Origin of the sequence: Streptococcus fermentans, from assembly GCF_040888305.1 — a bacterium.
Classification (GTDB): domain Bacteria; phylum Bacillota; class Bacilli; order Lactobacillales; family Streptococcaceae; genus Streptococcus; species Streptococcus fermentans.
This window is the reverse complement of sequence record NZ_JBFNFG010000009.1, coordinates 29,772-52,941: the sequence shown is the minus strand read 5'-3', so window position 1 is coordinate 52,941 and position 23,170 is coordinate 29,772. Positions and strand designations below refer to the sequence as shown.

The 23,170-nt window shown below is 41.5% G+C and carries 24 protein-coding genes; all 24 read right to left on the bottom strand.

Features of this window, described 5'->3' with window-relative positions:
• Nucleotides 1-32: 32 nt before the first annotated feature.
• The 24 genes from AB2B50_RS08315 to AB2B50_RS08200 all read right to left on the bottom strand — a co-directional run bounded on the left by AB2B50_RS08315 (nucleotide 33) and on the right by AB2B50_RS08200 (nucleotide 23,134).
• Complete coding sequence (locus AB2B50_RS08315; protein ID WP_320692517.1) at nucleotides 33-1,019, bottom strand: N-acetylmuramoyl-L-alanine amidase; 987 nt, start codon at nucleotides 1,017-1,019, stop codon at nucleotides 33-35.
• 2 nt (nucleotides 1,020-1,021) lie between these two features.
• On the bottom strand, nucleotides 1,022-1,354 hold the full coding sequence (locus AB2B50_RS08310; protein ID WP_320692518.1) for a phage holin: 333 nt from the start codon (nucleotides 1,352-1,354) through the stop codon (nucleotides 1,022-1,024).
• A 20-nt stretch (nucleotides 1,355-1,374) separates the two neighbouring features.
• Nucleotides 1,375-2,097 (bottom strand): hypothetical protein, encoded by a 723-nt coding sequence (locus AB2B50_RS08305; protein ID WP_320692519.1) that lies wholly within the window; start codon nucleotides 2,095-2,097, stop codon nucleotides 1,375-1,377.
• 5 nt (nucleotides 2,098-2,102) lie between these two features.
• Nucleotides 2,103-2,423 carry a hypothetical protein gene (locus AB2B50_RS08300; RefSeq protein ID WP_320692520.1) on the bottom strand — a complete coding sequence of 107 codons (321 nt, stop codon included), beginning with the start codon at nucleotides 2,421-2,423 and terminating at the stop codon, nucleotides 2,103-2,105.
• A gap of 3 nt (nucleotides 2,424-2,426) precedes the next feature.
• Nucleotides 2,427-2,903 carry a hypothetical protein gene (locus AB2B50_RS08295; protein WP_320692521.1) on the bottom strand — a complete coding sequence of 159 codons (477 nt, stop codon included), beginning with the start codon at nucleotides 2,901-2,903 and terminating at the stop codon, nucleotides 2,427-2,429.
• 16 nt (nucleotides 2,904-2,919) lie between these two features.
• Complete coding sequence (locus tag AB2B50_RS08290) at nucleotides 2,920-3,198, bottom strand: DUF7365 family protein (RefSeq protein WP_320692522.1); 279 nt, start codon at nucleotides 3,196-3,198, stop codon at nucleotides 2,920-2,922.
• A 9-nt stretch (nucleotides 3,199-3,207) separates the two neighbouring features.
• Nucleotides 3,208-3,834 (bottom strand): hypothetical protein, encoded by a 627-nt coding sequence (locus tag AB2B50_RS08285; RefSeq protein ID WP_320692523.1) that lies wholly within the window; start codon nucleotides 3,832-3,834, stop codon nucleotides 3,208-3,210.
• 19 nt (nucleotides 3,835-3,853) lie between these two features.
• On the bottom strand, nucleotides 3,854-4,051 hold the full coding sequence (locus tag AB2B50_RS08280) for a hypothetical protein (RefSeq protein WP_320692524.1): 198 nt from the start codon (nucleotides 4,049-4,051) through the stop codon (nucleotides 3,854-3,856).
• Between the two features lie 128 nt (nucleotides 4,052-4,179).
• Nucleotides 4,180-6,210 carry a DUF859 domain-containing protein gene (locus AB2B50_RS08275; protein ID WP_320692525.1) on the bottom strand — a complete coding sequence of 677 codons (2,031 nt, stop codon included), beginning with the start codon at nucleotides 6,208-6,210 and terminating at the stop codon, nucleotides 4,180-4,182.
• Entirely contained in the window at nucleotides 6,210-9,530 is a 3,321-nt protein-coding gene (locus tag AB2B50_RS08270) for a phage tail protein (protein WP_320692526.1), read from the bottom strand. Before AB2B50_RS08270 ends, AB2B50_RS08275 begins: the two co-directional genes overlap by 1 nt.
• A 2-nt stretch (nucleotides 9,531-9,532) precedes the next feature.
• On the bottom strand, nucleotides 9,533-11,026 hold the full coding sequence (locus AB2B50_RS08265; protein WP_320692527.1) for a distal tail protein Dit: 1,494 nt from the start codon (nucleotides 11,024-11,026) through the stop codon (nucleotides 9,533-9,535).
• The gene (locus AB2B50_RS08260) at nucleotides 11,023-15,291 is read right to left on the bottom strand and encodes a phage tail tape measure protein (protein ID WP_320692528.1); all 4,269 of its coding nucleotides are present in this window, start codon (nucleotides 15,289-15,291) and stop codon (nucleotides 11,023-11,025) included. Before AB2B50_RS08260 ends, AB2B50_RS08265 begins: the two co-directional genes overlap by 4 nt.
• A 199-nt stretch (nucleotides 15,292-15,490) precedes the next feature.
• A complete protein-coding gene (gpG, locus tag AB2B50_RS08255; RefSeq protein ID WP_261202840.1) occupies nucleotides 15,491-15,784 on the bottom strand; it encodes a phage tail assembly chaperone G in 294 nt (97 codons plus the stop codon).
• Between the two features lie 49 nt (nucleotides 15,785-15,833).
• Nucleotides 15,834-16,418, bottom strand: coding sequence for a major tail protein (locus tag AB2B50_RS08250; protein WP_320692529.1), 585 nt, complete (start codon nucleotides 16,416-16,418; stop codon nucleotides 15,834-15,836).
• 21 nt (nucleotides 16,419-16,439) lie between these two features.
• Nucleotides 16,440-16,820, bottom strand: a complete 381-nt coding sequence (locus AB2B50_RS08245; protein ID WP_320692530.1) for a hypothetical protein — start codon at nucleotides 16,818-16,820, stop codon at nucleotides 16,440-16,442.
• On the bottom strand, nucleotides 16,817-17,221 hold the full coding sequence (locus tag AB2B50_RS08240; RefSeq protein ID WP_320692531.1) for a hypothetical protein: 405 nt from the start codon (nucleotides 17,219-17,221) through the stop codon (nucleotides 16,817-16,819). Before AB2B50_RS08240 ends, AB2B50_RS08245 begins: the two co-directional genes overlap by 4 nt.
• The gene (locus AB2B50_RS08235; protein WP_320692532.1) at nucleotides 17,214-17,600 is read right to left on the bottom strand and encodes a phage head-tail adapter protein; all 387 of its coding nucleotides are present in this window, start codon (nucleotides 17,598-17,600) and stop codon (nucleotides 17,214-17,216) included. Before AB2B50_RS08235 ends, AB2B50_RS08240 begins: the two co-directional genes overlap by 8 nt.
• Complete coding sequence (locus AB2B50_RS08230; protein ID WP_320692533.1) at nucleotides 17,590-17,760, bottom strand: hypothetical protein; 171 nt, start codon at nucleotides 17,758-17,760, stop codon at nucleotides 17,590-17,592. The genes AB2B50_RS08235 and AB2B50_RS08230 overlap by 11 nt, the downstream gene beginning before the upstream one ends.
• The gene (locus tag AB2B50_RS08225; RefSeq protein WP_320692534.1) at nucleotides 17,753-18,043 is read right to left on the bottom strand and encodes a head-tail connector protein; all 291 of its coding nucleotides are present in this window, start codon (nucleotides 18,041-18,043) and stop codon (nucleotides 17,753-17,755) included. The genes AB2B50_RS08230 and AB2B50_RS08225 overlap by 8 nt, the downstream gene beginning before the upstream one ends.
• A gap of 15 nt (nucleotides 18,044-18,058) precedes the next feature.
• Nucleotides 18,059-19,180 carry a phage major capsid protein gene (locus AB2B50_RS08220; protein WP_320692535.1) on the bottom strand — a complete coding sequence of 374 codons (1,122 nt, stop codon included), beginning with the start codon at nucleotides 19,178-19,180 and terminating at the stop codon, nucleotides 18,059-18,061.
• Nucleotides 19,181-19,196: 16 nt separating this feature from the next.
• Nucleotides 19,197-19,979: a head maturation protease, ClpP-related gene (locus tag AB2B50_RS08215; RefSeq protein WP_320692536.1), complete on the bottom strand. Its 783-nt coding sequence runs from the start codon at nucleotides 19,977-19,979 to the stop codon at nucleotides 19,197-19,199.
• Entirely contained in the window at nucleotides 19,960-21,111 is a 1,152-nt protein-coding gene (locus tag AB2B50_RS08210; protein WP_320692537.1) for a phage portal protein, read from the bottom strand. Before AB2B50_RS08210 ends, AB2B50_RS08215 begins: the two co-directional genes overlap by 20 nt.
• A 47-nt stretch (nucleotides 21,112-21,158) precedes the next feature.
• Nucleotides 21,159-22,799 carry a terminase TerL endonuclease subunit gene (locus AB2B50_RS08205; protein WP_320692538.1) on the bottom strand — a complete coding sequence of 547 codons (1,641 nt, stop codon included), beginning with the start codon at nucleotides 22,797-22,799 and terminating at the stop codon, nucleotides 21,159-21,161.
• Complete coding sequence (locus AB2B50_RS08200) at nucleotides 22,796-23,134, bottom strand: hypothetical protein (RefSeq protein WP_320692539.1); 339 nt, start codon at nucleotides 23,132-23,134, stop codon at nucleotides 22,796-22,798. Before AB2B50_RS08200 ends, AB2B50_RS08205 begins: the two co-directional genes overlap by 4 nt.
• Between the last annotated feature and the right edge of the window lie 36 nt (nucleotides 23,135-23,170).

Here is a 23,170-nt window from a genome sequence, read left to right as displayed (position 1 = left end):
TGTAATAATTTTTTAGTCTTTCTGTTTTTATTTTATTTTGTGGTGATTAAGCCATCAGGCTCAATCGTAAATTCTGGTTTGTCTGCCATTGTTCCATCTGATTTAAGGTAGTACCAACCTGTACCATCTGCTGATTTGATGAACTGCTTGGATTTCATGTCGCCATCCTTAGCATCGAGATAATACCAATGCTCCTTGTACTTAACCCAACCAGTGGCCATTTTACCATCTTCTTTGAAATAGTACCACTTGTTAGCGATGAGCACCCAACTAGTAGCCATGGCTCCACTTGGGAGCAAGTAGTACCAGTATCCGTCTGTGTGCTTGTGCCATGAGTTAGCCTTCATGTAGCCGTTGCTATCAAAGTAATACCAGACATTGTTTATCTTCTGCCACTTATTTGTTAGGTAGCTTCCATCTGCGTTGACATACCACCAGCCAGTTGAATTTTTCTTCCAACCTTCCTGGCTGCCCTCATTATCGAGCATTTCTTGGACAGTTGAGCCAAGGGATTGATAATGCTTGATTTTAGCAATCACATAGTAACGCAAGCTATCATTGTAGCCACCGTGCAATTCAAGTGAACGAGCAGGGCACGAGGTGCTTGAAAACTCATTGTGGAACTTGATATTTGAATAGTTCGGAGTATCACCGTAGTAAGCCATGTCCTCGGCCATTTGGCGCAATACCATGTTTTCGTTTTCGATAAACTCGGCATCTGATGCGCTGAGTTGCTGACAGACTTCATAACTGATGGAGTTCATGTTAGCATCGTAGTTAGCAGCAGACCACGAACCATTGTTTGTGTCTTCGACTCGCACAATTGCATCTCTTGTGATGTAGTAATGAGCAAAACCAAGTTCAGACTGGCCATTGTCATATCGTTCTTGGAGCCATTCGATATAGGCCTTTGCACTTTTTGAACCAGCATCATTATGTAAAACATAATACTTTGGTCTCTCAGTTGGTCGGGAGCCTGAAATCCCATTAAAAATTGTATGGTTAATGATTTCTACCATCCTTATTCCCCTTTCCAAGCATCATTCATCTGCTTCACAGCAGATTCAACGAATGTGTCCAAGTCCTTATCTGTCATGCTAATATTGTATTTTGATAGTTCAGCACGGATTTTAGTTCGTGCTTGCTCTAGCTTCTCCTCGCCCTTGTAGCCAGTTTCAGATGATACCTGCTCTACCGCATTGACTGCGTTTTTGGCTAAGACTTCAACAATTTTGATGGTTTTCTCTCCACCTTTTTTGATAAGGTAATCTTTGACTGCCTTAACCACAATCCCAATCAAAATGACTAGGATGCTAATTGCTCCGTTTAGTAAAATTTCGTTAATCTGTTGCATGTTATTTCTCCTTTTTCTTTTTATGGCAACGTTGTAGGCCACGGATCTTCTGTGAAGTAGCTGATTGTACTAACGCGGATATCATCGATATCTTTATCCGTAGGAATATCTTCATTAAACGTGAAATGCATATAATTCGAGTCTGACCTACCACCAAGATACCAAACCCCATAGGACTCGCCTACATCATTAAAAATATTTCCTATTAATGAGTTTTTGCTTCGGAAACCTTCAGAAATGCCTCGGGGCATCACAATCTTGACTCCCTTATCTCCATTTTGTCCAATAAAACCTTCACTGCCACGTCTAATGATTCCAAAACGGTCTCTCTCTAATCCGCCGAACATAAAGTTAACTAAATTGTTAACACGTCTAATTCTTACGAATGAAGCTTTACGACCGACATTCAGAGTAGATACCGTCGTTAGATTTCTCCAACCTGTATCTCCAAAAAATACTTGCCAGCCTGTAACACCGTCGCCTTGCTTTTTGATCCACACCAGAGCGCCGTTAGTAGCATTTACATCAATATAGCTGGTCCCGACATCCGCTTTAATTCGCCCTTCTGGAGAACCCGAACCACGAATTTCCTGTCCTGCGTTATTCGACAACGGGAGAGATACAGTATTCCCTCCAACTATACCCAAGACATTGCCTGTAAGCGTCAATGTTGGCTCTGGCTTTTGTTGAATAATTTTGATATCTTTGCCGACCGCTCTTGCGAATTCTTCAAAATTGCTCATAGCAATCACGCTTTCGCTTGATTATACGTTGCGACCAAATCAAGACTGGCAATGGCATCAATGCGATTGCCCAAGTCGGCAATCTTCTGAACCACTGCTCCACCTGTATCGCCATTAAGATTAGCGATATGGTCAGCGATTTCTTTAAGGGTATCAAACTGCTCAGATACACCTTCGCCTAAAATGTCATTCTTGACTGCTGTTTTAGCTTGTTCGATTAGTTGGTTGACAGTAGCATTATCGACCTTGCCATTTAGCAATTGCTTCAACTCCTTAATGTCAACACCGACTGCTTGAGCGAATGCTGTTAATTTAGTTGTATCCATTCTCTATACCTTTCCTAAGTTGTAATAAAAGAGTAGGTCAGGAAATTCCATACCTACTTCACTGTTGCCTGTGGTCCTACCTGCAAGTTGTTTTTTGACTTCTTCTGAAATATCGAGCTCTTTGAGAGTGTGAACCTCTTCCGTCACCAAATTCTTATCCGATTTTGTCACTCGAATTTGAGTCGAGTCGTCACTCGGAAATGTGAAGCCACCAGCTGAAATCTCAATTCGATAGAGTCCGACAGGCAGAATCTTATCCAAATTAAAAGCCACTGTTCCTTTCGTTACAATGGCTTTTTTCTTAATTTGCTCTTGGTCCTTTGTTAGCATGATAGATGCCTCTTGGCCTTCAAGTTGAGGGATAGGCATGTGATTCTCATCCAACAAAGAGAAGGCGAAGGTGGAAGCCACATCGCCCTGCTTGACCAAAAAGCCACCATCCACCTGTTCGAGATTAGTTGAATTGTGAACACTGGCCATTTTCGTACCTCCTTTCTCAATCCTTACTTTGAATCAAATTTTTCAGCTCTCTGACATCTTCACCTAAAGATTTGACCTGCTCAGCTAGTACCAGAATCGCTTTATTTTGTTCGTCATGATTATCTAGCCTTTTATTAGCGGATGCCTTAAATTCTCGTAAATTTTCGATGTCTTTTTCCATGATCGTGATGCGATTTTCCTGCTTGGTAGCCTTATCTTTCATCGAAAAATAAAGACCAATCACAGGGATAAGGGTGATGAAAATCTGTATGAGAAATCGTTCATATCCTGGCATAGATACCTCCTATTCTTTAGGTTCAAATTTCCATGCTGCGCCTGTTCCGTCCATTTCAAGATGGCCATTTCGTGAAAAGTCGCTGACTGGTTCACCGTTGTAGGTAAATTCCTTATTCAACTGAACCAAGATACGCTTACCTTCACCGTCCACTTCAACGTGCGTTGGGTCTTCGATAGTAATCAAGTCATGTGCCATGTAATGTTCACCGACTTCAGCAAGTGGAATCAACTCTACCAACTCCTTGTAGTTGGTTCCATAAGCAATTGTCTTGCCTGCTACGGCATTTAAAACGACCGCATGGATAATCTTTCCATAACGGTCTGTTTCTTCTTGATTATGTTTGACTGCTTCATCAGTAGCAGTTTGTTTCGCTTCGGTTTCAGCAAGTTTATGTGTCGCTTCTTCCAACTTCGCTTGCGTCTGAACGATTGCACTTGCTGGGTCTAATTCAGCTTTTACCACGTCCAAAACTGCTTGAATAAGCACTTCTTGATTTTCATGCGTGCGGTCACCAGACAAGCCTGCTTGCTCATAGCTATAGCGTTGGCCGTGCTCTTTCTTGATAACTACAATCGTCGCATTTTCTGGTTGACGGTAGATAGGTGTTGCTGCTAGTTCATAATTTGTTGCCATTTATTACTCTCCTTTATGTTTACTCTTGATGATCAGGATTTCCACCATCATGCTCAGCCAAGATTTCATCTTCAATCTTGTATCGCATAGTACGCAACTCTTGTTCGTGAGTGCGCATGGCCTTACGATTTTTAGCGTATAAATCCGGATCGTGAAGTGTTTCAGATGTTGTTGAAACGGCTTCATTGTCTGTGTTGACTACAGTAGTTTTGACCAATTTTTGTTGGTCAAAACTACTGTACGAAAAATTCAGCTACTAGCTGACGTGTTTTAGTGACTTTTAGCATTGTCATTTCCTCCTTTATAAACTAATTATCAGTTAATAATTAGGGATTTTTTACGTTTTTAAGGATATGGATCGCTTGTGACATAAGTGATTGTACCTGTCCAATATTTATTTCCCGGTGATTTACTTGTCAGACGGATTTTGCCATCTGATGCAAGGTGTAAGATAGCCGTACCTGTGACTGTTGAGTCTGAGATACCTTGTAAAGCAAAATTCACCTCTTGAGCTGGTCTAAAGCCCGCTGGTATTGTTTCTTTGACTTCTCGATAATCTGAAAGTGTGTCTAGGCTTGTGATTTTTCTTACTGTTGAAATTGTAACCATGTTACCAATTCTTGTAATATTTCCTTTTATAAACCAACCTAGGTCAACCTCCCTCTTGACTGTTTCTTGAATTGTAGCGACTTCTTTCCACTGCGACGGTCTCCACTCTTTGTTGTTGTATGTCCTAAAGAAAAATCTTTTTGAGTCCAAACTAGTAAAAAATTGAACACCTTTCCAGTCATCTAACCAAAAATTTTGATACAGACCCCACTCACCATTTTTTCCTGTAGGGTTATCATCGTATTTACCAGACCTCCAACCAAATTCTGTCGCCTGCTTATTCCAAACATCATCCCATTGAGCACTACCTCTACTTAAGCCACCATCAGCATTAGTTAATTGATATTGCTGAATAGGTTGATCATTAGCATAGATGTCACCCTTGACATCAAGGGCGCCCTGTTCCCTAATCTTGTTAACGCCCACGCCTGATCGATCATAAGAGAATACTACGCTCTCTGTGGCCACATTGATCATGAACTCAGTACGGGTGAACCTATCCTCAAGAATACCGATAACCACCCATGACTGATTAGCTAGATAATTCCCTGCGAGATTAGCTCGTGAATTGGTTAGGTTTGAAATACTTGACCAGGCTCCAGTAGCTTGACCGTTATTAACTGTAAAGTCATTAGTGCCAAGCCGTGCTACCTTGAATGTTAAGGTCATTGTATTTCTTTGACTTCCTGAAACTGTCAGAGGTGCTACTTTGGCATTTCGTGTAACCGTCAAGGTGCTAGAGGTTGAGCCTGTTCTGGCAATGCTAAAGCTGAGAGCAGGAGCAAAATACTCAAGCACGGTTACAGATACCTCTCTAGTATCAGACCATCTACCACGACTATCAGAGACTCTTGCTCTGATTTTGATGATGCCGTGGTAGTTCATAATGCCCAGGCTCCCGCCGTTCGAGCTCGTGGATTGGTTTTTGCCGATAATCTCAGCATAGTATCCAGTTATTGACGATCCGTAGGAACCAACTGCGCCATTAAATCCTACCTTAATGTTAGAAATAACCTGGATGAACGTATCAAAATTCGGGATAAGGTTCTGTGCTGCAGAGTTCAAATCTGAGAGAGTGACACCTGAGAAAGTAGGTTTGATACTAGCTGGTACGCTTGCAGTCAAGGTGGTTGACTGTGTTCCAGTCTTGGTAGAGCCTGAATAGGTATCAACGTAGATTGTCCCTGTCCCACTTGCTGAGTTTGGGATGTCGTTTGCAAAGTCAAAAGGGATTGTCCAACTTGTAGATGTATCCACATTGCTTGCAATCGTCCCGCTCTTACCAGCCCACTTATAACGGACTGTGTGCTTAAAACTTGAGCTTTGACGGTTAATGTTGATAGTTACTGAACTACCAATTACCCCAGCGCTCACACTTACAGAGCTTGAACGTGGTATCGTTGAAAGCGTGAATGAGTTTCCGCCGATTGTCAACGAGCCTGGAGACCATCCACCGCCTCCGCTAAATGTAGCGGATAAATTAAACGTCTTTGTGCCATCCGCATTATGTCCGATTGTTACCGTCTCATCAATCAGCATAATTGAGCTATATTGACTCAACATTGACGGCATGCCTGACCAACTCAAAGTCTGACCGTCTACTGTTACTGAGGCCGTACAGCTATAATCTGCGAATGTATGAGCACCGTTTGTCAAGGCAAGCCTTACTCTAACCTGACTGCTGTTTTCAGCGATATTTTGTGATACCTGGTCTACCCACAATCTTATATAGTAACTTCTATCATTATTTGACCAAAACTCAGCCATTAAGCACCTCCTACGTATCTGATTACATTCATATCTGGATTGATGTGATATTGTTCCTCTCTAAATCGTCCAATTTGAACGGTTTTAGAAAAGATACCATTTTCAATGTGTATAACCCCTTGAGAGATATACATAACCTCTACCCCCGCTGAATACATTGAAATCCGTCCATTGGGACTGAATAACATACTGGATGAGCCGTCATTCTTACCGATGACTAGTCCCTCGTTTGATGAACTCATGTAAGTATCAATGAAATTCCAACGGTCAGACAATTCTCCAAGGTCTTTAGCAATGTTAGAGACACGCTGACTAGCTGAAATTAAATCTGTTTCAGCTTGAGCTCTTGCCTCTTCATTTGACTTGACAAAGTCTTGATAAGCCTTAATCCAGTTATCAAGTGTGTCAGCGCTCGCCTTAGCCTCAAGCTCAGCCTGGATGATACCAGCTTTCTCATTTAGAGCGTTTAGCTGTTCTTGTGTGAGTGCTTGGTCAGCCTTAGAGGCAATGTCATTCTGGATATCTTCGGGAGCCTCCGAAAAGTCAGTAGAGACTGTTCCTACCTCAACTTTTGGAAAAGCAATCCAAACAGTAGCAGCCGTGAAAATATGTAAAATGAGTTCATTAGTCGCATTCGAGTCCTCTTTTTTCGTAAGCTCAATGTCATAGAATCCCCAATCTGTAGTCAACTTGACAGGCTGAACAGCGCTCCTATATCCTGTTCTTGCTTGGAAATTCGTATTATTGACAGTAGATTTTGCCCAAAAACTAAACCTAACAGCTTTATTTTTCATTTCGTCAGCAGTGCCTGAACGTGTATCTCCACCAGTTCTAAACGTAGCTTTTTGATTAGTCGCATTACCGTTATAAGTAGATACAATTTTTAAAGTATTTGCTCCTCTGAATTTGATATTAGTATCTATGCTCAAGGCGAGCTGCCCTTGCGTCTGCTCCTGACTATCATATAAATAGTAAGTTGAGTATTGCTCTCTTAGACTACGTTTGAATAATGAATTAAGAAAGAGGTTCCTCCCACCAATCTCAACTTTAGCCCAACGATCAGCCCACTTGTACTTAGTTTTATCTGAGCTATCAGGTTTTTCATAGTCTGAATAATGACCAAAATAACGCTGTCCGTTATCTGTCATTGTCAAACCTGAGCCATCGGCATTGTCAGAATAAGCAAAGTGAACATACGGTGTTCTTCCATCTGCTCCAGGTTTACCTGGTAGCCCATCAGCACCATCACGACCACGCCATTTTGTCCAGCGATAATCAGCAGGGTTTTTACTATCGGTTGCATTAAAGTCAACGTACACTCCAATATAGGCTTTGTCAGCGTTAGTTTGGCTAAATCCTCCCCCTGTAGCATCATCTGCATAGGCAATGTGGGTGTACTGTGTACGTCCATCGACACCTTTTAAACCAGGAATGCCTCTATCTCCCTTTGGACCTTGCAAACCCTGAAGTCCTGGTGCTCCTTGCTCTCCACGTTCACCTTGAGGACCTTTAGGTCCAGGTTCTCCCTTGTCACCTTTCTGTCCATTTTGACCATCTGAGACATTCACGAAAGAAATCTCGTCGATAGCCACTTGGTCGTTATCTATATAGGCCGAAACAGTGAGTGTCGAGGTTCTATCAATAGTTGAACCACGTACAAGATATTTCATACCTGTTGAAACAGTACCATCTAATGACCAGCGCCATGTGACACCAGTTACGATAGGTTTCCCTCCTCTATAAAGAGTTGGTGTTACAACACTTTCACCACTACCATTCTTAAAAATAACCCCTTTGTCGGTTGACAATTTGATGATATAAGGTTTTGCATTCTCGAAAAGTCGCTCAAATGCTGACTGGATGCCAGAGGATAGTTTATTCTCTAAGGCTTTGAAATTCGCAAACTTGGTCTTATTGTTTGCAGGATTCGTAAAGCTGATTTTCTGCTCAGAAACACGAGCCTTCACGATTAAAGCAGGGTTGAAACCATCGTCGTAGATTTGGATTGTATCCCCGATTTCAGCATCCACAAATCCATCCACTTCATAAGTGATGGCTGGATAGCAGTGCTGTTTCAACTTCAAGTAAGCAAGACGTCTTAATTCATTTGGCTCATCTGTGTCAAAGTGAAAGTCTCGTCTCGTCCACTGATCTTTGGCTGTTGCAGAGGTAAAGGTCGAAGGATAGAGCTGCATTGAGAGAGGTGCGTACAGAGCTTGCCCTCTCTGGTAAAACTCTACTTCTCCTCTCTCATTCTTAATAGACCAATCACCAAGACCTTCAAGAGTCAGAACCTCTTTCTCAGGATCAGCTTCTTTCTCCTTCTTCTTAGGAGGTTTGATGATCCGTTTCTCAGTATTTGAAGGTCCGCCCTTCTTACTAGTTGTGACGGTCTGCTCAATCGAACCATCAGAACGTGTAGTTGTGGTTGTTGTGATGCGTGTCTTGTCAGCTAGTTTTGTGATTTTTGTATGGACAATAGTCTTACTTTTAGTCCCATCCGAAGCTGTCCGAATGATCGTTTCGGTTGTCGAACCATCTGAGTTCTTGACCCTATTGCTAGAGAGATGCCGTTCACCACTGTCCTCTACCTCTACTGTCGGCATATTTCCTGTTGGCCGGATAGTGTTGAAAATACCAGTCTTGTCAATCTCACGAGTGATAGATCCGATATTTTTACCATAGGTCAAGCTGATATCTGTCCTATCTCGCCCAACACCTTGATGTTCGCCATCGTTCTCGCGGTAGACATTAACAGTAAAGGACTTGATAGAACTATCTGCATGCAATTTCGTGTCAAAATCAAGCTCTGCACCAAATTGCTTAGCTAGGTTAAGGAGTCTGGCCAGTTTTGTTTCCTGATTGCTCCATTCTAGCTTAAGTTGCTTCTCTGAAATCTCATTGATTCCAACAGAGAGCAGCGCATAGTTCAATAAGTCCATTACCTGGCAGTATTCTACAAAAGTCATTGTCTTTGTAGCTTTGTAAGGATTGGCATACTCATTGATTAACTCAAGGTTTAAATTGATACAATTAACCTCGATAGAACGCTCATTCTCAAGTACTTTGTGGACCGTGAAAAGGTGAGTCCGCCCTCCATACTCAAACGAAACAAAGGCTTTCTCATTAAGGTGATTGTGGATTCTAGTGAGGGCAGAGTCTGCGCTCAAAAGTTTCTTGGCTACTGTGAAGTCAAAGGTAGATGAACCGGTCTCTAGATAACGCACCCATGAGTCATCGTAGTAATTCAATGTCCCTTGCTTATCATTATCGATAGAGGCGACTTGTCGCAGGTTCATATCATGGATTGTTAAGAGCATTATCACAGCCACCTTTCTTCAAAATTTATAGACACCGTTGGTTTCTTTTTGACCCAACTTGATGTATAAATCTCTAGTTGGCTCTTGCCTGGAGGAAGTTTGATCCATGAGGACCCATGAACCCTATCTCCAAATTTGTTAATTCCATCCACCATGATTGTGTCTTCCTCGTTATTGACGATAATTGTAGAGCCGATAGGATAGCGATTGGGGATATCTTTGGCAATAGAGACAAAATCTTTACGATAATAAATTTCGTCAAGATACATATGTGAAACCATAGGATTGTCTCGATAAGCCCCAATTGTGATATGGATTTTAGCAGATTTTTTATCCTTGATTTCAGGAACTGTAAAAGTAAAGTCAGAGCCTCGATAAAAGACTTGTATCTTATCATCGTTTCGTTTCAAATCCGACCAGCCTTTAGCGACACTAAAAGGGTTAATGTCTCCCATGGTGCTTGCATCAAACCCCCAACGTTTCAGAATATTATAGCCACCCTTTCCATCGCTAACAAAAAAGTTATACTCACATTCCGAACCTAGAGACCTTTTAAAAGTCTCTACACCATACAAAAATTGACCTGCTTCATCCGATACTGTCACCTTGATAAAGCCGTATTGATTGTTTGCTTCAGACCAAAAGACTTGTCTCCACCACAGATAGTCATCCAAAGAACCAACTTCACCGTCACTATCAACAGGAATTTCCCAAGTCAAACTAGTAGCATAGTTTTGTAACTTAGTTTCACCTCGTAGATTTTTCAATCTAATGTGTGGGCGGTCCCAGAGATTTAGCATTTCAGCGGTTCCTACGATATACTCTGTTCCGTCGTTTGTGATAGCTTTGTTTTTCAACGCTTTGGTATAACCAGATGATATTTTATCTTCACGAAAGTCTAGTAAAATCTCAGAAGGCTTAGCCGCACTTGCATCAACTGCCTCACGATTCCCCATTTCAAAGGCAGACTGCGCATTAACAATGCCAACGTACCCATTTTCAGAGTTATTTTTGATGGTAATAATCGGATATGTATCAACGTTACCTTCGTTATTCACTTCAAAGACAAGCCTATCCGTTGCAGATATTGGCTCAGTAACAGACTTGTATGCAGAGCTATGCGCCACGCCATCTGGCACGATAAATCTCATAGAACCAGTTGACCATCGCCCACTCGTTTCTTGCATCGAAATACTCTCAATCGGCATGGCCAGATAGTATTTGTCAGGCTCGTCTGAAAAGACTAGTTTTTTAGCGCTGCTAACATTAAAAATACCCGCAAGCTTGTGCTTGAGGGTATTCCTGTCTTTAGACCAAATGGAGAATTTCACTTCGATGAACTTCGCATCGATAGTCTGTTGCTGAACATTGACTCCAATAGTCGAAGTGTAGGAAGTTGCGATAGAGCGATTGTTCCCAATATCTCGTTGAATATCATGGATTTCAATCAGATCGCTTAAATCCGTTTTATTAAAATTCATAGTAACTGCGCTCATTCAATCACTCCTTTCATCAACAATTGTAATCTTTCGTTTTCATTCTGCTTCCTGGTAATAATATCCGTAACTTTTGAGCTATCTAGATAAGTATTTGTGTCCTTGTTAAGGATAGCAGTAAGCAATTTTTCTAAACTTGACCTCAGAATCCTCATCTCAGACACGACTTTATCTGTATCTTGCCCATTTTGGACACTAGTAGTCTGAATTGTGATATTACGTTGCGCTTCTTCCATTTCACGGAGAAATTTCGCATCGCTCGGAATCCCGATACCAGAAGCGTATTTCGGAACACCTATCTCACGCATCAAACGTCTAGTCTTATCCGCTCGCAAGACCTTAGAACCTCTTGGAAGAGGGAGTAGGACATCCCTGCCTTGAGGGATGAAACTCCGACCATTCGGAAGAGTAACCATTTCTTTATAGTTGCTGTTTCGTTGGTCATTGACGATAGCAAGCCCACCTGGGTGATAGTTGGTCCCGTGGGCATGCTTGCTTGCAAAGATATTCGTAAAGAAATTACCAGTCACGCTATCAATCCAGCTCTTAATACCTGAAAGAACACCCGAAGCATTATCTCGAGCATTAATAGTAACAGTTTTGTCCTGAATACCATTCACGCCTGTTTTGACCTCGCTAACAGTATCATTAGTACCGTTCTTAGCGAGGATATTCACTGGATCATACTGTTTGATAGCATTGATAGCACCGCTCGTCTCGTTTCGAACACCTCCCGTTTGGTCAGCAGCAAACAAGTTGATAGGAGCTTCTTGTTTTGGTGAATTAACACTCAAAATAGCACTTCCAACAGCTGCGCTCGTATTATCTACCGCATCCAAAGATTTCGTCTCAGCAGATGCAAAATTCCATGCTGTAATCTTATCGATAGATAACTGGCCATTGTTCAAAACATTCGTAGGATCTGCCTTCAAATCTTTTGTGAACGGAGTTGTAGCATTCCATGCTGTCAGAGTATCAGTAGAGCGAGCAACAGCCCTCCGGACGCTTTCATCATTAGCTAGCAACTCCTTCTGTTTTGGTTTCAGAGCTTCGTAGTTAGCTAAAGCCTTTGATGCTTCCTCTGCCTTGTTCATGACATCAGCGTTCTTCATGAGGAGTTCTTTGACTTTGGCTGGCATACTGTTCCATGTTTTAAGATGAGTTTCGCTATCAAAGATGGCTTGTAGACCAGCTTGGTTCTTGACAATCACTTGCTTTTCTTCCAGAGTCATGTCTTTCCATTTACCGGATTCTACAAGAGCCTCTGCGATTGTAGCACGAGCGTTAGAGTTGATTTCCGCAGTTTTAGCGATAAACTGCAATTGTTCCCAACCTTCAGCAGATTTAGCAGCCTCTCCGATGACTTCCTTAACATTGGATTTCACTTGGAAATTCCCATTCTTATCAATGTTACCTACCAACAACGACCAGGCATCATTAGCCTCTTTTACTTCCTTGCTCATCTCACTAGTATAGTTAGCAAGGATACTATGCGAATTCCCTACCTTTTGAGAAGCTTCAGCAGCTTTCTTTCCGATTTCTTCATAGGACAGACCGTATTCTTCCAGAACCTTCTTGGCTTCTTCCCAATAGTTCCAACTTTGGCCAGTTCGAGCTTTCACCTTATCGTCAAGATTTTGCATGACCTGGTAGTACTTACTTCCTAAAGCTTCCATGGTTTGAGCATGGTTGGCTTCTAGAGTCTGCATTTTCTTGTTGTAAGTTTCTTGATCAATGGCTTTCCCATCCAGCAACTCTTTTAGCTCACTCTTTGAGTTCTCGTAGAGTTTCTTTTCCTCATCAAGCGCTTGTTTCAAAACATCTCTAGTGTGCTTCAATTGCGTTTCATTCAGACTTCTGACATCGCCATTCAAAGCTTGTAAAGCGGCCTTCTGTTGCTCAGCTGACAAGTCCATCATCGAGAGTTTGGCCTTAATCATCTCATTCTGATTGTTCAGGATGATTTCCTTCTCCTCTTGAGAGAACTTGCTCGCATCACCGTTATGACGCTGATAAATCTCATTGATTTGATTCATCATGGACTCAGTATTAGATACAACCTGGGCATTTTTTTCTTTTGCTTTCGCAATATCTTCTTCACTTAGTCCCCACTTAGCGCCTAACTCCTCCATGCGTTTGTTGGTTTTATCCGCAGTGGCAGCAACTTCTTCATAAAGTTTTTTAAAGGCTCCAGAAACTTTCTCAGCGCTTCCTGCTGTACTCCCAAAGTTTGCGACGGCTGTGCTTGTTTCATCAACAGTCTTTTGAAAGCTTCGCAATTCTCCACGCTGAACATCATTTAAGGTAGAGCCGAATTCCTCCGCTTTGATTCTTGCTTTGTCCTTCTCGTTTCCAAGATAGACAAGACCTGCAGTTGCTAAAGCAATCGTACCGATTGTCAATCCTAAAGGATTTGCAAGCAAACTCATAGATGTTCCTAGCAATCCTACTGATGATGAAGCAGATGCCGTAGCAGTTCCAAGCGACGCCGCGCCTGAACTTGCAAGTTGGAATGCAGATGTTAAATTTCCAGTCGTTCTAAAAGCCTGAAAAGTCTTGAGCATCAAGGACATGCCACCTACTGCCTTTCCAGTACCTTTAGTGAGCCAACCAAGTGCTTTCGTAAGGTTCCCGATAATTCCAAGACCTTTCCCAAGGATGCTTAAAGCAGGTCCAGCACCAGCAGTCAATGCTGCCCACTTGAGAACGTTTCTTTGTTGTTCTTCAGACATAGAACTGAACTGTTTAGCCATCGTAGCCAGCGTGTCAATCCAAGGCTTCGCAGCCTTTAGACCGTCACGTAAAGCCTTTAAAAGTGGACCTCCAAACTCAATCGCTAAGTCAGTTACCTGGTTCTTGAACATCTTCAATTGAGATTCTGTTGTCTCGTATCGCTTGTTAGCCTCATTAGTCAGAGCAGTGTTCTCTTTCCAAGCCTGATTAGAGCGATCCACAGCATCTCCCATCTTATCAGAGGCCAGAGCCAAAGATTTTAGCATGTTGCTTTGTCGAATACCAGTCATTCCAAGTTGTTCCAAGATAGCGTTCATATTTACGCCTTTTTCTTGAGCATTTTTTAGACCCTTAATAAAGGATTGCAAGGCAACAACAGGTTTCTCTTTCCAAGCCTGTTGAAATTCCTCTGCTGTCATTCCTGCAGTCTTAGCGATAAGATTCAAGTCATCTGCTGCTCCCTTTCCTGTTAATGAAACGGCATTACCAATTGCGGTCAGTGTCTGAGTCATAGCAGTACCACCAGCCTCCGCCTCGATGCCAACAGAGCTCATAGCCGTAGCAAGCCCTAGGATATCTGGAGCAGTCAATCCAGCTAGCCGACCACCAGCCGCCAAACGGTTGGTCATTTCAACGATATCACGCTCGGTAGTAGCAAAGTTGTTACCTAAGTCAACAACAGATGAACCAAAACGTTTGTATTCGTCTGATGTCAAACCAAGAATATTCGCAATCTTAGCGATGGAGCTTGCGGCATCTTCAGCGCTCAAGTTCGTTGATTCACCCATATCAATCATGGTACGGGAGAATGTAAGAATATCTTCCGCCTTGATACCTAACTGACCAGCAACTTCAGCGACATTTGCAATTTCTACTGCACTGGCTGGCAATTCTTTAGCCATCTGACGAATGCCATCTGATAACTTCTGGTAAGACACGGTAGCAGTTTCGTCTACTGTTTTCTTAACTCCAGCAAACGCACTCTCATAATCAATCGCAGCCTTTGTAATTAAGCCGACACTAGCAACTAAAGGTGCGGTTAACCCTGTTGTTAACTTGCCTCCGAAACTTGAAATATTGTCACCAAAAGTTTTGATTTTATCTCCGCCTTTAATCAGACTATCTCCGAGTTTGTTAATACGATTCGCAAAGCTATTTTCTTTCCCAACTGCGATCAGAGCTTGCTGCACTCTATGAAGCTGACCTTCCATAGCTGCCAACTTGGCATTTTCGCGTTCAATCTCAGCAGCGGCCTTATCAAATTTAGCCGTGCCAGGTTCGAGAGTATCAAAGCTATTCTTCATCTGTTCCAAGACTTTTCTTTGCGCTTCAATCGCTTGACCAAGTGTCTTGTACTTAGCTTGAAGTAAGTCTGTATTTTTACCGTTATTTTTAAGAGAACTATCTAGCGCCTTTACGTTACTTTGAAAATATTTAACCGCATTCTTAGCACCATTTAGAGTAGGATTGAACTTCGACACGTCCAGCCCTAGCTCGATATACATTTGACCTAACGGCGTTCCACCTGCCATTCGAATCCTCCTTTTTAAATTGTTTCTAGAAAGTCAGCTAGATCAATGACTTCTTCGGTTTTAGCAGATTCAGTTTCACCAAGAACGCCCATTAGATCCTCCCAACTAGTATCCATTACATCCCGAATACTCATGCTGTATGGCCCTTCAGTTGCTTGCTTGATAAATCTATAAAATCTTTTTAATGCTTCGCTTGGCTTTATTTTTTCTCCTTTGGGTCAACATCACCTACCAAATGAGAATAAATGTCTGTGAATACTGCGAAAATATCAGCCATATCTGTGTATTTCAACAGTTCTTCCACTTCCAAGTCTTCAAACAATGAGGCGATGAATTCTAATTGCTTGTCTAATTTTTCAACTTCAGACAAATCAGAAGATAGTGCTTCATTGAGAATCAGGTAGTCACGATAGTCTTTAGTAGTGATTTCCTTACTCGTCTTTTGAACGTCCTGACCCTTTTCGTTTTTAATTAAAAATTTAACCTTTGCCATATACTTTCCTTTCTAGAAAAAAGATAAAAAGAGAGCTTGCGCCCTCTTCCTACCCTGCAGCAACCATTTTAAGCTGACCTTTGAATTTTTTGAGCTTAGCATCATCCTTACCAATATATTTCACGTAGTAAAGACCTTCTGTTTCAGCATCATCACTCGCGATTGCAGCAAAACTCAAGCTATCATCTGGAAGTTCTTCTTGCTTGTCTTTAAGTGTTTCAAGCTCTTCAGAATCCATTGAGAACTGACCCTTAAAGAATCCGACTTGCGCCTGAGTTCCATTTGCAGTCTTAGATTCAAGCATGACTGAGCAGAATGGCGCAGTAGTGTCAGCACCGATACCAATGATTTCATCTTTCACTTGGTGTCCAAGGATCTTAGCCAATACCGTTGAAGGGATATCAACCGCAGTCATTTCCATCTTCACATCGCCCACACCACGGTTTGATACGTGGTAAGCAACATCACTACCATATGTTTTTACCGGATCACTTGCAAGACCTGAAATCTTAGCAGTACGAGTCGCACCTTCACCAGTTTTACCTTCGATCACGAAAAGGTTTTGTCCGAGTGTCGGAGTAGCGTTCCCATCCAACACACGAATTGTCATGCGTTTAAAACCAACTAATGCCATTTATAGCACCTCTTTCTTTTTTTAGTATTCTTCATATAGAGCACTTCGACCTTTGTAGGTTCGGGCATCTACATAGCGTTTAATTTCTGGAATCCATTCATCCAAACCACCAGTAGTTTGATAGAATCCCTGTTCTTCCATAATCTTTTCAACTTTTCTTTGGAGTTCTTTGCACTCCACACGGTTTTTTGACTCTACATTGATTTGATAGAGAAAAACCTTTGCTAAACTTGTATCACTGCCACTTACTGCTTGCATTGGTGAACCAACAGGTCTAATGACAATACTTGTCTTGTCATTTGATAAAGTTTCAGGGCGTTCAAATGACTTGATACTAATACTAGCTAAAGTCTTATCTTCTTTCAAAGCATTGTAGAGTTCGGTTAGTTTATCTTTAATCATCTAAATCCCTCAATCTTTAAGTGGTTAGCAATACGATATTTATATTTCTGAGCATTTGATTCTGAAAATCGTCTAATAACACCGAACCCTCTTGGATGTTGATTCTTTCTATATCCAAACTCATTCAAGTGAACTAAGCGCCACCGTGAACCTTCACCAAATCCAATCTTAATGACTGGAACGCCGACAGGAAGACCGGTCACACGTCCAGTAGTCGCGCTTTCAATGGTTTCTCCTGTGTCTTTAAAGACTTCTAAAGCACCTTTAAATTCTTCCAGAGTCTCATTTGCAGTTGCCTTTAACGCTCGACTAGTTGCACGCTTAACCTTTGCATCTCCAAGGCGCATTTCAAGGTTTCTCAGAACGTCATCAAAGCCTTTCAATTCTGCACCACTAGACATCTTGACCACCACCAATTATGACTATCAAAAAATCCCGATTGTCAAAATCAGGACGTATATCGATTATTTGCCATTTCTTGTTAGTCAAGCGAATATCTTCCACTTCAACGAAATGTTGATTTTCTGGTTGATAATCTGCTAAAGGATCACGAATTTTCAGAGTCATTTTTGCTCTCATTGACTTACCACTAGCAATCTCAATATCTTTCATGCTAGGCGAATAAACTTGCCCCATTGTATAAAAAGCCTTCTTGTAACTCACATCACGGCCATCAACTCCCTCTTCAACTTGAGAAGTATAGAAAGTCAAGGGGGTTCTTAAATCTCCATTTTGAGCCTCTGGCTTTTTGTAGCGAAAGCTGGGGCGATTATAAGACATCAGACGTTGTTACTTCTTCCTGATCTCCTAACCATTTTACAAATTCAGGTAATGCCTCATTGATTTCATCAAAGCGTTCTTTTGTCGCTTCAAATTCTTCATCAACAGAACGAAATACCCCTTCTTTGAGATCGTAAAATTCTTTTAAAACCTTAATCATGTTTTTCCTCCGGTTCGTAATTTTCTAGAGATAGCATCATCAAATCCCCCTGAAAGTTCTCATAAAAGAACTCGACTTGGTCATTGTAGACGTATCGTGCACGTTCTTGAACTAATTCCTTAATCCGTGGATCAGAAATATCTTGACTGCCAACAGTTTTAAGAATATAGGCCTCAGAACTTTCCAATATCCTGGAGATATTTTCATCCTCTCCATTATGAAAAATCTTCATCCGCTCCTTGAAAGATTTAAGGAGTGGATGAAGTTGTTCTTCCGTAGTCATAACTCAACTCCGAGATTAAGCTTGAGGAAGTTGTAGGGTCCAGACTGCAGCTGTCTTCTCATCATGAGCCTTACCATAAGCGAATTGCTTAGCAGTGTAAAGGTTCAAATCTTCCAAAGCATACGTTTCTGTGAAGCGACCAAATTCAATTCCACCACCTACGAATGCATCGTAACGACCTTTAACAAATGTAGTAACTTTACCTGACGTTTGTGCTACTGACTCGACTAAGATAAGGTTGTAAGGCATAGCAGTAATGTATACACCTTGGGCGTTCAACGAAGTGTATTGCTTCTTCACATCCCAAGCATCAGCTGGGTTAACAACCATTACAAGATTACCTTCAACTGCGACTGGGGTTTCTCCATCTGCTTTCACAGAATGATGTTTATAAACCTTTGTCAATTCTTTGACTACGGTAGCTGAATCGGCAAAAGTCAACTTAGTTGTTTCAGCTGTTTTCTCAGCATAAGTTGTTTTACCACCTGATGCAGTTCCCGTAAGAGTGCGAGACAGCCCAATAGGTTTGTCATCCCCATCACCATTCAAGAATGCGGCTTCAAGTGCTGCTGCAAATGCTTCTGTGATTTGGGCAGAAACAAAGGCTTGCAACCAAGCTGGACCGAATTTTTCAGAGTCTTTAGGAATGACTACAAATGCAGTCAATTTGTTTTGGATAGATTCTTCTTCGTTAAATTCTTGCTTCAACTGACCTTGGATTGCTCCATTGATTTTCCCCCAAAGAGCTTGTCCAGTCTGTGTTGACTTGAGGAATTTTAAACGGATGCCGGCATTTTTAAGACCGATATGTTGAAGCAATGGACGCGCTTTAACCATATCTTCAAAGATACGGTCAATTGTTTCTTGTGGGAAGAGTTTTTCGACTCCTTTAGGTGCAACTTTTTCAATGTCATTGAAGAACTCACGAGCTTCTGCAGTAAGTTTGGCATCGTATGGATTCAAAGCTGAAACTTCTTCACGAGCAGCATCACGAGCTTGAGCCATCATTTCATTTGTCATGGACTCAATCATGTCATTGTAAAGCTTTGCTTGTTCTTCTTGAGGTGCACCATTTGTAACAGCATTCAAAAATGCCTGACGTTGTTTTTCAAATTGATTAGATAATTTCATTGTCATTCTGTTTTTTCCTTTCTTAAAACATAAAAAGACCGAACCCTTTAGGTACAGCCTTGTTTGTGCTATTTTCTGGACTTTCTGGAAGATTGAATTTCTTCTGTACAAATTCACTATTTTCGAAAGCCTCTTTTTCAATTTGTATATCTGGTAGTTTAGCTTCTAGCTTGTCAGCTACCAGTTCTGCGATTTTGTCAATATCTGGTGTCATTGCCGACCTCATTTTCTCGATAAAATCACTTGGGATCATAGGAGTTTCACTCGCTACTAGAGTCGGAGCGACTTCATTTGTAAACATAATCTTGTCTACAAATCCATGATTCAAAGCTGACTCGGCATCAAACCAGGTAGTCTTATTCATCAAAGCAAGCAAGTCATCAAGAGCCTTGCCAGTCTTATGAACATAGGCACTAGCAATAGATTTGTTAAACCCTTCTAGTACCCCAGCTTCATGAAGCAGGGTGTTATGGTCTCCATTTACTTGCGTTGAGACATTGTGGATCATGATTTGGGCGGTCGGACTGATTTCAACCGTATCTCCTGCCATTGCAATCACGCTTGCTGCGCTTGCTGCAATGCCGACAATCTTCACGGTCACGTCACCAGGATACGAGCGTAGAGCAGTATAGATTTCACTACCAGCATAAACATCTCCTCCTCCCGAATTGATATGAACCTCAATCGGTTCTCCATTTTCAGGAAGAACAATATCTTTAGGAGCTGTAGCCTCCCACTCAAGCCAATCGTAAAGCCATTTGTCGCTGTTTGATACAATCGTACCCTTAATCGGAATTACTTTCATCTTCTTTCTCACCTCCTTTCTCTAACTGTTCACCAAGTTGATAGTTTTTGGTGATGAGGAATTTATCGCCACCAGGGACAGATTCTAAACCAAGTTCGGAGCGCACCTCGTTTCGAGTCATCGCTCCAGAAGATATAAGCTTATCAATGCTACCAGCGAGTGCAAACTTGTCTCTCTGACCTTCGCCAATGATTACAAATAGATTCTTGCGCTCGTATTCCTGTCTTGACACTAAAGCGAAATTAAGCCCATCACTCATTTTCTTAACGAGTGATTGGTAGCAATAACTATTAAACATTTTTTGGCTATTTTCCAGATTGGCCATGTCGCCATGAATTAAAGCAGTTGGAATCCCTAAGATGTCAGCAACCTCATCATCAAATTGCCGACGCAGTTTCTTCAACTCGTCAACAGAGATATTTGAAGTCCCTGTTGTATTCGTATGCTCAGTGTATTCCATTCCGTCCTGCGATGGAACAATCGCAATTGTTTTGGTGCTAAATGACTTAAAAAGTCCATCAGCATAGGCTTGGAGTTTTTTGCGCATTTCATCATTGAAACTCCCGTTTGTTCTCGTACTAAGAGTCCCCCTGATTTGATTCGTTCTCGCCAAAGCTTCGACTAGACGAGTGTGAAGTTTCTCATAGTCTGAAAATAAATCAGATACATACTCTTGCAGTCGATTGTTGTTATATTGCAAGAAAATCACTTCACTCATCCTGAATCTTTTTTCAAAAGTATAACCCCTACAAGATACATACTCAAATACATCGTCATAAACAGCATATTTAGTTCTTGTAAAGGAATCTGCGACAAGCAGCTGATCATCATCAGTAAGAAAAATTAGAACTTCATTCTTAGTAATCAAACGATAAACAACTTTTTGCCAAAATTCAGAAGCTGACTCGTTCTTATTTGGCCTAACATTTAACAAGTAATCCCAATCAGATTTTTTTGTTTTTCCCTTTTCGAGATACTTGAACTCTGACTTAGCAAAAATCCGAGCAACAAACTCAGCAGACTTATCGACAGCCAAACTTTTTAATTGTAGATTCCCAAATATTCGCTCCAGCTCTTCAAATTCAAAACTAGCATTTGGTGTTTCGCGTTTAAACAAATTCAGCAATCCCAAGGTTCGTCCTCCTTTCTTTTAATTTCTGCCGACCACCCACCCAATTATTAAAACTCCCAGCTATCGATCATGTCGAGAAATTCCCCGACATTCGACTCTTGCACTAACTCCCTCTTGTAAAGAGCAGCAATCAAGGCATGGAAACCATCCGTCTTTCTTCTGACAGGTTCTTTCTTCAAGAAACGCTTATTGCCATCCTTGTCCTCTTTGACGTAGGTATTATCCGTATACCAAATCATAGAGTTATCACCCTCAAAGATAAAACGCTCATTTTCAAATCCATCTTCGATGGTTGGCGCCACCTTGGATTGAATCGCTCCTGGGTTTCTCAAAAACTCATAATCAAACCCTGCTTCTTCAAGAAGTGGTTTCAACAAGTCCATTCTGAAGCCATCAGCACATACAAGCTCGATCTGATAAAGATTTCTCCATTCCACAAGCTTGGCAATCAAAAGCCTAGGATCAATACTCGGACCATCCACAATCGTAAATAGTCCTTTATCTGCCCACTCCTGAATAGGAGCTTTTAGCTTGAAAGCTTTCAAAAACGCTTTTCGTGCAAATGAGTGTTGTCTCCAAATGAAGTCATCACCGTTTTTAAATAATAAACCGACACTTGCAAAATCTCGAATACTCGCATAGTCAAAGCCAGCCACACATGAACGACCTTTCAAGTCAATACCAGGAGAACGCAAACAAGCAACTAGCTTTTCTCGAGAGGTGACATCTTTCTCAAGGTCTGCTTCAGGAAGGTTCATTCGTTTAGTCATGAACTCCTGACGGCCAGACGGCTCCAACTCAAGGTCGTCATAGTCAGCCTTGATTCTTGCAAGGAGCCTTTTAGCGTAAGGCGTGCTTTCATCCAACATCGGATTTGCCTTTGGCCAATTCTTCATGTCGTCCACTTCATCCGCACTGTCTAACTTGCAGATGAAAGGAAACAGCCTAAAATCATCAACCTCTCCATTCAAGATTTGCATAGACTTCTCTATCAGCTTGTCATAGAATCCCTCACGCACATATCCATTCGTCCCGTTGTAGAAAGTCCGAGCATGAGCAATCTTACCAAGACCAGACCGTTGAACCTTCACAGCCTTATCATCTTCAAACTGGTGAATCTCATCAAACTCAAGACAACCATCACGAGCAGAGTCCATCGTTTTTGGATTATTCGTCCGAAAAGAAAAGACCGAGTTGTTCGCTCGACCTGTAATAGACATTTTAGTTAGATAAAAATGATCCTCAAGACCACGCCTTTGAACAGTCTCATAAACCTCCTCAAAGGAAACCTTCCCCTGTTTCTCAGAGTTTGCAGTAATAGTAACATCATAGTCTCTGATAGGGTAGATAGGGCTGATAAAGAACGATGACCTGGCAGACATAAAACCATTCTTACCACCACCACGAGCGAGTGTGTATAGATACTCGTCGAAATGTGGCTCCCCGTCTTCCTTCCGAAAAAGAAAGATAAACGGAGTCAAGAAAAGTTGGTACTTGGCTAGAGGGAAAAAGTTCTTTTCTGCAAAACGAATGAACTTGTCAATCAAGTCATTGTCAAAATATAAATCATCACGAGGATAGATTTTCTCCTTGATTATTTTAAACAGCAGCTTTCTTTCTTTGTTGACGACGATTTCTCCACTTTCGGCCATTTTGATGTAGTCATCAACCAGCGGATGAGAAATCATAGCAAGTCACTTCCAGACGTAGGTTTCTCAACAGGCGAGTTTTCCACCTCAAAATCAAACGACCGCTCAATAGCTAAAAGCTGATTGCTTGTTGTGTTGATTTCCTTGATGAGAGAATTCGCTTTTTGGAATCTCTGTTGACCATTGTGGACAGTGATGACCAATCCATCTTCATGAAGTTTGTCTTTCAGCTCATAGAGCAGTCTGACGAGATAAAGATAACGATTCACTTTTTCGTACTGGATCGCATCCTTTTTTCTAGGACTAAAATAGCCTATTTTAGAAAGTAGCTGATTTTCTAATTCTTTTATATTTTTTTCTGAGTATTCTTCCATTACCCCCCACCCCCTTTAATTTTTTGTTAAAAATTT